Genomic DNA, 2,617 nt, shown 5'->3' with positions numbered 1-2,617 from the left:
CCCATGAACTTGATGCGGATATTGCGGTTCTTGTAGTCAAAGCCCTTCAGCAGATATTCGCCGAACAGCCGCATGATGGCGTTGACCTCTTCCAGCGGACGCTTCCAGTTCTCGGTGGAAAACGCATAGAAGTACACCGACGAAACGCCCAGCTCATCGCAGTAATCTGCGATATCGCTGAACACCTCTGCGCCTCTTTTGTGCCCGGCAGTGCGGGGCAGGCCGCGGTTCTTTGCCCAGCGGCCGTTGCCGTCCATGATGATGCCGATGGAAAGGCCCTCGGCAAATTCTTTCGGATGCGCCATTGTTTCCTCCCGGCAGCAACGCCGCCTTCAACAAAAGTGCCGCGCACTCTTCTTCAGCGCACGGCACCTCCAGTTTATTGCATCTGCGCAGATCAGACAGACATGATCTCCTTCTGCTTTTCTTCCACCGCAGCATCGATGTTCTTGATATACTTGTCGGTCAGCTTCTGGACATCCTCTTCCATGGTCTTCTGGCTGTCCTCGGTCAGCTCGCCGGCCTTCTTCATGGCCTTGGCCTTATCCATAGCCTCGCGGCGGATGTTGCGCACTGCCACCTTAGCCTCCTCGCCCAGCTTGGAAACTTCCTTTGCCAGCTGCTTGCGGCGCTCCTCGGTGGGAGCCGGGAAGTTCAGGCGGATGGTAGAGCCGTCATCAATGGGAGTGATGCCCACATCGCTGGCCATGATGGCCTTGCTGATGGGGCGCAGCAGAGTACGGTCCCACGGGGTAATGGTCAGGGTGCGTGCTTCGGCCACAGCCACGGATGCCACCTGCTGGATGGGAGTGGGGGCGCCATAATAATCCACGCTGACCTTATCCAGCACAGCGGGATTTGCGCGGCCTGCGCGCACAGCGCCCAGTTCGCGGCCCAGATGTTCGACCGAGCTCTTCATCTTGTCTTCGTAAACCTTGGTGTTGCTGCTCATTGCGGTAGTCTCCTGTTCCTTTTTATCTTGGGGCTGCGCTGCAATGCGTCTGCCCTATAATGTATGTCGGCTGCAGGCGTTTCAGCCCTCGTAAACCAGTGTGCCCACATTCTCGCCCTGCACGGCACGGGCAATGTTGTCCGGGTCGGCCAGATCGAACACGAGGATGGGCAGCTTGTTGTCGCGGCACAGAGTGGCAGCAGTGCCATCCATAACAGCCAGCTGGTCTTCCAGCACCTTGGTAAAGGTGAGGGTATCATACTTCTTTGCGTCGGCGTACTTGTGGGGATCCTTATCGTAAACGCCATCCACCATAGTAGCCTTGAACATCACATCGGCGCTCACTTCCACAGCGCGCAGAGCGGTTGCCGTATCCGTGGAGAAGAACGGGTTGCCGGTGCCGCCGCCGAACACGGCGATCTTGCCCTCATCCATGGCGCGCAGAGCATCCTTGCGGGTAAAGGGCTGTGCCACCTGCGGCATGGTGATGGAGGTGAACACCTCAGTGGGCACACCCAGCTGTTCCAGCTTGTCGGAGACAGCCAGTGCGTTCATCACGGTTGCCAGCATACCGATCTTATCGGCCAGTGTGCGCTCCATCTTGCCGCTGGAACGGCCGCGCCAGAAGTTGCCGCCGCCAACCACGATGCCGATCTGTACGCCCAGCTCGTGTGCTTTCTTCACGCCGCCGCAGATCGCGTCCATGGTGGGCTCGTCAAAACCCATGCCCTTTTCGCCGCCCAGTGCTTCGCCGCTGATCTTCAGAAGGATACGCTGATATTTCAATGCCATAATCCAAACACCACCTGTTTTTATCTTCCGTCAGGGCATAGGCATACCCTGACATTTTTTACTATAGCTTATTTTACAATAAAACATTCATAAAGTAAACAGGAAATCTGCGCGGAAATCCGGAAGCTTTTATGAACGGCTGCGCAGACCGCGCAGCAGCTGCTTCATTTCGGGCGGAATGCGGCGGCTTTCCACCGCTTTCTGGATGGCTTTGTTGTGGGTCCACAAATCCAGCCGCTTTTCTGTGAGCCACGGCAGCGCGGCATCCGGCTGCTTTGCCAGTGCCGTGGCAAAATACCATGCCCGCATCATATTGATATAGTATTCCGTGCTACGCACATCGGCCACCCATTCCAGATATTCCGGCCGGAATGCATCATCCAGATAATAGCGCATCAGCATCTCCATGCCATAGCGCACGGTGTATGCCTCACCCGAATCCAGCCAGCGGCGAATGGGCACCAGCAGTTCCTTCTTGTGCTTTGCAAACACTTTGGGGCAAAAGCAGTCACAGGTGGCCCAGTTGTTGATGTAGGGCAGGAACGCTTCCGTTTCAGCCAGCGCCCTGTCGTAGTCCCGGATAAGTTCGATCAGAAACGCGTGGAAGTTGTTTTCTTCGTAGTATCCATGCGGCAGGGCCTGTAAAAACACTTCTGCCTGCGCTGTGCCTGCGAGCTGTTTTGCCAACTTGCGCAGAGCCGGAACGCGCACGCCGATCACCGTTTCCGGCGGCACGGTGGGCATCAACGCACTGTGAAAGGTGCGGTATGCTTCATCCCGCAGGGCAGCCAGCTGCGCACGAATGATCTCTGCTTCCGGCTCCATCCTCTCTCCCTCCGTTCTTTTCTATTGTAGCAGAGCCGTATGGAAAAG

The 2,617-nt window shown here is 56.9% G+C and carries 4 protein-coding genes; all 4 read right to left on the bottom strand.

Annotated features, from left to right (window positions below):
- Nucleotides 1-305: undecaprenyl diphosphate synthase family protein (locus QZL71_RS05535; RefSeq protein ID WP_294648175.1), on the bottom strand; the 305-nt coding region annotated here is incomplete at its 3' end.
- Between the two features lie 92 nt (nucleotides 306-397).
- Entirely contained in the window at nucleotides 398-952 is a 555-nt protein-coding gene (gene frr, locus QZL71_RS05530; RefSeq protein WP_005945866.1) for a ribosome recycling factor, read from the bottom strand.
- A gap of 81 nt (nucleotides 953-1,033) precedes the next feature.
- A complete protein-coding gene (pyrH, locus tag QZL71_RS05525; RefSeq protein ID WP_223389665.1) occupies nucleotides 1,034-1,744 on the bottom strand; it encodes a UMP kinase in 711 nt (236 codons plus the stop codon).
- 129 nt (nucleotides 1,745-1,873) lie between these two features.
- Nucleotides 1,874-2,569, bottom strand: coding sequence for a DNA alkylation repair protein (locus QZL71_RS05520; RefSeq protein ID WP_294648173.1), 696 nt, complete (start codon nucleotides 2,567-2,569; stop codon nucleotides 1,874-1,876).
- Nucleotides 2,570-2,617: the final 48 nt, after the last annotated feature.

The sequence above is a fragment of the uncultured Faecalibacterium sp. genome (assembly GCF_900066275.1).
Taxonomy (GTDB): Bacteria; Bacillota; Clostridia; order Oscillospirales; family Ruminococcaceae; genus Faecalibacterium; species Faecalibacterium taiwanense.
The sequence above is the reverse complement of the archived record's forward strand: the minus strand, read 5'-3'. Positions and strand labels throughout refer to the sequence as shown.

Coding starts and splice junctions, on each gene's coding strand:
- frr (WP_005945866.1), bottom strand. CDS start 952: ATGAGCAGCAACACCAAGGTTTACGAAGACAAGATGAAGAGCTCGGTC.
- pyrH (WP_223389665.1), bottom strand. CDS start 1,744: ATGGCATTGAAATATCAGCGTATCCTTCTGAAGATCAGCGGCGAAGCA.
- QZL71_RS05520 (WP_294648173.1), bottom strand. CDS start 2,569: ATGGAGCCGGAAGCAGAGATCATTCGTGCGCAGCTGGCTGCCCTGCGG.